This is a genomic window from Bradyrhizobium cenepequi (assembly GCF_020329485.1).
Lineage (GTDB): Bacteria > Pseudomonadota > Alphaproteobacteria > Rhizobiales > Xanthobacteraceae > Bradyrhizobium > Bradyrhizobium cenepequi.
The window spans coordinates 1-6,212 of record NZ_JAGKJI010000110.1 but is presented as its reverse complement, the minus strand read 5'-3'; the positions used below and the strand labels follow the sequence as shown (position 1 = coordinate 6,212).

6 protein-coding genes and 1 pseudogene are annotated in these 6,212 nt (G+C 58.9%); 1 reads left to right on the top strand and 6 read right to left on the bottom strand.

Annotated elements, in window-relative coordinates; translation table 11 throughout:
- The coding region (locus J6497_RS40110) for a helix-turn-helix domain-containing protein (RefSeq protein ID WP_225709660.1) at window positions 1-235 on the bottom strand (235 nt) is incomplete at its 3' end.
- 422 nt (window positions 236-657) lie between these two features.
- Between J6497_RS40110 and J6497_RS40105 the strand changes: the two are divergent.
- A pseudogene (locus J6497_RS40105) lies at window positions 658-893 on the top strand (IS66 family transposase); the annotation flags it as partial.
- A gap of 389 nt (window positions 894-1,282) precedes the next feature.
- Here J6497_RS40105 and J6497_RS41465 read toward each other — a convergent pair.
- The 5 genes from J6497_RS41465 to J6497_RS40080 all read right to left on the bottom strand — a co-directional run.
- On the bottom strand, window positions 1,283-2,044 hold the full coding sequence (locus J6497_RS41465) for an energy transducer TonB (protein WP_283846077.1): 762 nt from the start codon (window positions 2,042-2,044) through the stop codon (window positions 1,283-1,285).
- 13 nt (window positions 2,045-2,057) lie between these two features.
- The gene (locus tag J6497_RS40095) at window positions 2,058-2,453 is read right to left on the bottom strand and encodes an ExbD/TolR family protein (protein ID WP_225709658.1); all 396 of its coding nucleotides are present in this window, start codon (window positions 2,451-2,453) and stop codon (window positions 2,058-2,060) included.
- A 3-nt stretch (window positions 2,454-2,456) separates the two neighbouring features.
- Complete coding sequence (locus tag J6497_RS40090; protein WP_225709657.1) at window positions 2,457-3,146, bottom strand: MotA/TolQ/ExbB proton channel family protein; 690 nt, start codon at window positions 3,144-3,146, stop codon at window positions 2,457-2,459.
- A 27-nt stretch (window positions 3,147-3,173) separates the two neighbouring features.
- Complete coding sequence (locus tag J6497_RS40085; RefSeq protein ID WP_225709656.1) at window positions 3,174-5,339, bottom strand: TonB-dependent receptor; 2,166 nt, start codon at window positions 5,337-5,339, stop codon at window positions 3,174-3,176.
- Window positions 5,340-5,914: 575 nt separating this feature from the next.
- Window positions 5,915-6,212 (bottom strand): transposase (locus J6497_RS40080; RefSeq protein ID WP_225707744.1); only part of this gene is annotated, 298 nt, incomplete at its 5' end.

Sequence of the window (6,212 nt, the reverse complement as noted above, 5' to 3'; positions counted from 1 at the left end):
CGTCCTTCAGAAGTCCGTCCACACCTTTCGCCACATAGCGACGGCGCCAGCGGCGGACTGTCAGCAGGCTCTTGCCAGCCACTGCCGCGATCGCCTCCGCCGTCGACCCATCGCTCGCCAGCAGCACGATCCGTGCTCGCCAAACCACCTTCTGCGGCGTGTTCCGGTCCCGGACCAGCCGCTCCAATCGTTCGCGATCGGCTGTGCTGACCGCAATCTGCTCGAGCTTCCTCATCGGCGCAGACTCGCAGGTTTGCGCCAATTTGTGAATCGTCTGTCAGTGACGGAACACTAGCGCCAATCTTGGCAATTCCTCCGAAGTGGAGCTTTGGCCTCTGGCGTGATGCACAATACTGCGTTTGATCTGAGTTACGCCTACAACCCGCCGGCAACGCCCTGAAGAACAATGAGCTGCTCAGAACCAAGGAACAAGAGCGGTACATGACGGAGGACTTTGGCCGACCTGCCGAGCTACTCCCCGCGCAAAATTGATTGGGACTTTCCCGGCTGAGAATCGTGAGGTCCGCTGAAAATCGCAACGGCGATCGGATTGACCTTTTACGTCTACATGGATGGTTACGATTCATTCTTCTGAATGACTGGTAACCGACCCCGCGCAAAAAGCTAGTGGACCGCCTCCCGGTCACAGGCGAGCTCAAGCGGCGCGGACGCGTAGTGACGACTATCTCGCCGATCGCGCTGGAGCAGTCCGTCGGATCGATCAGCTGTTCGAGACTGAGCGCAAGATCCACGAGCTGAGTGCTGAAGAGCGTCTGCGGGTCCGCCAAGAGAGAAGTGCGCCATTGCTGGGCGATTTTGAGGCTTGGCCGCGGGCGCAGCGTGCAACGCTCTCCCGCTCGTCCAACGTCATAAAGCCGATTGACTACATGCTCAACTGTAAGCGCCAAGTCGAGCCGTTGAGGACCGGGGGCGTCCGAGTCAGGTCCTCGACACCGAGGTCATGCGAATCGCGCCGGCAGTGCGCCGGCGGCAGGAGATGTCTATTCCGCTCTACGATTTTGTTTGAAAGAGCAGCAATTGCGAGTGATGGAGGTCCGCTCCCGCGCCCGCCTTGTCAATATGATCTGGCCTTCGAATTCGTTGCCATGTTTTCCCGCCATGAGCAGGATACGTGGCTCGTGCCCGTTATTCAACGCGATGATGGTATTCGAATCTTCTGGTTAATAAAGCAAGTCTAACGCTTTCTCGTTTGCCTGCCCTTCGCGCCAAGGTCAATGTTCAATCTCAGTTGCGGCCCTCGCTCAAACATCGCGCGCGGCAATCACTGCCCTGCCTTGAATTCAACGTAGACGCTGAGATGAAGCGTTTGGTGGCTCAGTTCGGGGGGCGGAAGCGGATAATGCGCGCTTCTGACGGTGGCGAGTGCCGCCTGATCGAGAAGCGAAGATCCGCTCGATTGCGCCAATCTGACTGCCGAGACGCGTCCGTCCAGAAAGTCGAACATTACGCGGGCACGACCATGCTGGCCTGATGCACGCGCAGATGCTGGATAGACCAGCGCGCTTTCGACAGCTCGCCGCATTTGGCCTTGAAAGCTCGACATCGCGCCAGCGCTCGGCGCCGCGCTAGCTGCCGCTTGTTGCTGCGCGGGTCGCGGGACCGGTTTCCTGTTGACCTGCTGCGGCGGTTTTGCCGGCTTCGGGCGCGCGACCGGCGCTTCCGCCTTCGGAGGCGGCGGAGTGGGTTCTGGTGGAGCAACCTCCGCCGACGGTGGAGGCCCCTCCGGGGGCGGTGGAGTAATCTGAGGCTCTTCAGGTACCGGGGGAGTCTCTTCCGGTACCGGCGGAGTTTCCGCGACCACGGGAGGCGGTTCCGCCGGAGCATCGGCCGGCGCAGGCGGAGCGGCCACCAGCGAGATCTGCATGGTTGGCGCCGACGACTCGATTTTGGCCGGGCGTTGTGTGAGCCAGCCGACGACGGCAAGAAAACAGAGGCCCTCCAGCAATAGCGCAGCGGCAAACGAAGCGCGCAGCGCGGAGCGCTCCTTCGGTGGGCTGAAATGATCGGCTATCGCAATGGTCATGACGATTGCACCCTTACCGGGCGTCCTTCGCGGCGAGTCCCACCTGAACGATGCCCGCCTTGCGGCATGCATCCATCACAGCGAGCAGGTTCTGCAGTGTGGCGGTACCGGCGCCGGCAATGGTGACGGCAGCCTTCTCGCGGTCCGGCTCGTTGGCCAACTTGGCCGTCAGCTCGTCGATGGATAGTTTTTGACCATCGGTCTCAATGCTCCCGTCGGTAAACAACGTGACGACGATCTTCGGACGGGGCAGGTCTTGCGCGGTGCTGCTTTGCGGAAGTTGCGAGGCGATCCCCGTCGCCGGGATCATTCGCAGTGTGATCATGATGAAGAACACCAACAAGAATAGCATGATGTCGATCATCGGAATGATTTCTATGCGGCCTTTCCGCACCTCCAAATATCGCATCGGTTAGGTTCCCGTATTCGCAACGGGGTGGATTGCGGGACTGTAAGCACGCCTTTCCCCTGAAGCTACCCGAGGTGCATCGAGACGGTTGACCATGGAAATCTTCAAGGTCTCAAGTTGATGGACGATGAGCCGCGTCCAGTTGTTGAGGCTGTTGAAGCAAACGAGACCGACAATGGCGATGAGCAGGCCGCATGCGGTCGCGATCAGAGCCTCGCCGACGCCGCCGGTGATCTGGGTCGCCGCGTTGCCGGCGTCGCCGAGGACCGCGAACACCTTGACCATCCCGGCGATCGTGCCGAGAAGGCCAAGCAAAGGCGCCAGCGTCACGATCGTGTCGAGCAACCACAACCGGCTATCCAGCTTGGGAACCTGCCATAGGATTGCTTCCTCCAGCAGTTCGGACATTCGATGCGGATCCTTCAGCTCGGAATGGTGAAGTGGCACTTCCAGCAAGGCGCGGTGTGGCAGCCGGGGCGATTTCTCGACGAGGTCTGCAAGCGTCTTCCGGTCCAGGTGCGCGAATTGCGCAACGGTAGCTGTGACGCGCTTTCCGCGACGGATGGTCCGGCCAAGGAACCAGAAGCGATCGATAATCACGGTCAACGCAATTAATAGAAGGACGGCCATTACGTAGAGGATGCCATCGGACTGCGCCGCGAGCTCGGTGAGACGATCCAGGGTCATATTCATGTTTGTTCCTTCGGTGATGATTTGCAGTCAGAACTGCACAGTCAGGCTGCTATAGATGTTCCGGCCGATCTGCGTGTAGAACAGCGGCGTTACCGAAACGCCGGAATAGCCGGCGAAATCCACAATTGTACGATTGTCGAGGATATTGCTGATCCCAAATTTTGCAATCACCGCCGCCAGATTGGGCAGAGGGTTCTTAACCTTGTAGGTGACGGCCATGTCGAGCTGATTGAACGGTGACAGCGGTTGCGTTTCCCCGACGTCGCCGAACCGAGAACCTACCCATTTATCCGTCAGCGAGGCGTACCAGTTGCCCTCTTGGTAGATCAGGCCAGCCGCAGCTGTAGCGTTCGGCGCCTCGGCAATCCATTGCCCAGTCTGCTTGTTCTTCGCGCTGTTGAGGCTGCCGTTGGCGAAAACGCTGAAGCCATTACCTACGTGGACTGTTCCTTCGACTTCCACGCCCTGGTAGATCGCACCGCCAGCGTTGAAGAAGCTCTTAATGCCGCCGACTGTCCGCGATGCGATCATATTGTTGAAGTCGATGTAGTAGACGTCCCCGGCAAGCGTGAAATTCTTACTCTGGTAGCTCGTGCCAACCTGATAATTCCAGGTGGTTTGAGGTTGGATATTGGAGCCGCTGGGCACAACCGAGGGTGGGGTCAAGAAGCCTTCCGCGGCCTGGGCATAAACCGACCAGTTGGCGGAAAGCTTGTAGTTCGCGGCAAGCGAGGGCAGAACCTTCGTCCAGGTCTTGGAGTAATCCAGCGCCCCCCCCGTGTTAGGATCGACGAGCGAATTGTAGCTGCGCTTGACATAGGCATATTTCGCGCCGGTCGTAATCGTCAGGCCGGGCAGCGCTTTCCAGTCTGCTTCGACGTACGGCTGAACGGTATCCAGCGCGACGCCCTGATTAAAGTTGGTGGAAATGTATTGATCCGCCAACGTCAGGTCGACGTTGTAGTAAGCGCGATGGCCCGACATGTGGTCGGCCCATGCCCCCACCTTCACGGCGCCGTCAGGCAGATCTTTCGTGAGCGCGATCACATTGCCATAGGAACGGTAGGTTCCAGGACCGTTCGAGCCCGGCACGTTGGTGGCGCCGAAGATCGTGCCGTTACTGGAGTTGCCACTCACATCGAGTCCCACAAACTGTGGTACGTTGGTGAAATTGTACGTGTACAGCTTGTTGTCGAGATGCCAGCCGTCGCCATAGTCGGACTTCAGGCCGAGGTATTCGAAATCAGTCTTCCAAAGCTCGCGGTTGTAACCCGCGTATCCTTGGCTGTTAGGGGAGGAGGACAATCCATAGTTCGGGCCGTAGGCCGCGATCTGAGCGCGCGACGCACCCAGAAAAAGGTTTCGTACCGCATTATTGGAAATCGATACGAAGGTGAGCGTCGTGTTGTCGCTGAGCGGCTGCTGAAGCTTCAGCGCCACGTTTTCCCGCTCACTGTTCACGTTGGTAAAATAGCCGTCGCTTTTCGTAAACTGCGCGTCAAGGAAGAACGAGGCGCTATTGGCGCTTTTGATTTGACCGGAATCAAGCTGGATGCCGTAGAGCTGGGTGTTGAAGCTGCCGTAGCTCGTGGTCGCCGTGGTGGCCAAGGTCGACATTGGCGATTTGGTTTGGAGTGCCACGGTGCCGCCGAACGTCGCATCGCCCACGGTCGACGCCGTACCCGGGCCACGGTCGACGATGACCTGTCCGAGATCGTTCGTCATGACCATATTACTACTGCGCTGGGTGAGGTTGAAGCTTCGAAGCGGAATTCCGTCGAGCGTGACGTTGAATTGGCCGCTCTGGAAACCGCGGATCGATATCTTGGCATCGGTTCCGCCGAGTCCGCTCGGCTGGACCATCACGCTAGGTGCAACGTTGATGATCTTATCGAAGTTCGCCGTCTGCGGAATGTTGTTCTCGATATAGTGCTTGTCAATGACGGAGGTCGGCTGCGTCACGGTCAGGGGCGTTGTCGTCGGCGCTTGATAGACGGCAGAATTGACATCGCCCGCACTATCCGAGGTCTGAACAGTCCCGAGATCAGTCGTCTGGGCATGGGCACCCGTCGCTCCTGCTACCGGCGCAACGCTCGCAGCCAACCAAAGCGCGGCGTCGATAAAGCGGCGATTGAGCCGCCGCCGGTCTGCAGTATTCGAAACTCGCATCTGAAGCCCCTTCTGTCTTCCCATTTGGACTGCCTCGCGCTTATCGTCCCGGCGTCTCGTTGGCTCGTCCTCTTGGCTCTGTATTTGCACAGTGGGATGACGCTCATCGAATAATTGGATGCGTGCTTGCGCAGATGCGATGGCGTGTTCCGCTTTCGGTTATTGCGGCGCGTACTTTGGTGGAGATCGCTCGCGAATTGGACGTGGGCGGTTAGCAAAGGCCTCCGTTACCTGAGTTCGATCCGCCCTAGTCTCGCGACCTGGCAACTTATCTCGTCTCAAAGCTCACGGAGCGGCCCGGCGAACAGCCAAATTGCGACCTGCATCGGCGGTCTGCCGACGGCCCTCGCTGCGCAGTGGGGATCCGCTTTAAGAAGCGCACGCACGGCGCCGCGAGACGGAACCGAGTCGCACGGTCGTGCGGCCTCTCATACGATCTTTCCTAGGCGCGCTCGTTTCTTCAGGCACTCATCATGGCCTTACTGATCTTGCCCGCTCAATCTACGCTTGATGGTGCGGTACAAGAACGCCGTGACGCGACAGGCATAAGCTATCGCGATTTTCGCTGCTTTCATTCGAAAATGCGGTACTCCGAGTGGCTAGTGTTGTGACTCTAACGCTTGTTTCGCGCGGGGGACTTTTTCGAGGATTTCACCCGCGGATTTGGTCCAGATAAAGGGCTTTGGGGCGGCGTTGTGGTTTTCCAGGTATTCCATGATCGCACGCTTGAGCTCGGCGACGCTCTCAAAGGCGCCGCGGCGGATGCGGTTTCGGGTGATCTCGGCAAAGAAGCGCTCGACCATGTTGAGCCAAGAGGCCGAGGTCGGCGTGAAGTGCAAATGGAAGCGTGGGTGTGCCTTGAGCCAACGCTTTACGGCTGGTGTCTTATGGCTGGCA